Annotated in this window: 1 protein-coding gene; it reads left to right on the top strand. The window is 40.3% G+C overall.

The window, feature by feature from the left end; translation table 11 throughout:
- Positions 1 to 111 precede the first annotated feature (111 nt).
- Positions 112 to 339, top strand: coding sequence for a hypothetical protein (locus tag EVJ22_RS15370; RefSeq protein ID WP_131444294.1), 228 nt, complete (start codon positions 112 to 114; stop codon positions 337 to 339).
- Positions 340 to 380: the final 41 nt, after the last annotated feature.

Genomic DNA, 380 nt, shown 5'->3' with positions numbered 1-380 from the left:
CCGTAATTTATTTATTCCCGTTTTGAATAGCGGACCGGTTTCAATAATTGACTAGCTTGAATCCACTTTTTGATTGACAAGTCGATATATACACTGAGAGCAGGTGTACAGATGATTAACGAATTACAGATACAACTACATGCAATCCAGATTGAACAAAAACGATTGAGGGAAGTTGAGGACGTCTTGCGGACGATGCGTTCAATCGCGCTTGAGGCGACACAATGTGCGGATAAGAGGCGATTACAATTGAATGAGCAATTTCAGGAACTACAAGCACACCTGGCCTATTTACAACGTGAAAAGCAGGAACCATTTCAGCAAATCACTACAAACTGATGGCGAATGAACCGATAAAGTCTATGAGAACAATTATAAGA

The sequence above is a fragment of the Exiguobacterium sp. SH0S7 genome (assembly GCF_004337195.1).
Taxonomy (GTDB): domain Bacteria; phylum Bacillota; class Bacilli; order Exiguobacteriales; family Exiguobacteriaceae; genus Exiguobacterium; species Exiguobacterium aurantiacum_A.
This window is presented reverse-complemented; position numbering and strand designations above follow the sequence as displayed.

Bases quoted from the DNA above. Each gene is read 5' to 3' on its own strand.
- EVJ22_RS15370 (WP_131444294.1), top strand. From the start codon at position 112: ATGATTAACGAATTACAGATACAACTACATGCAATCCAGATTGAACAA.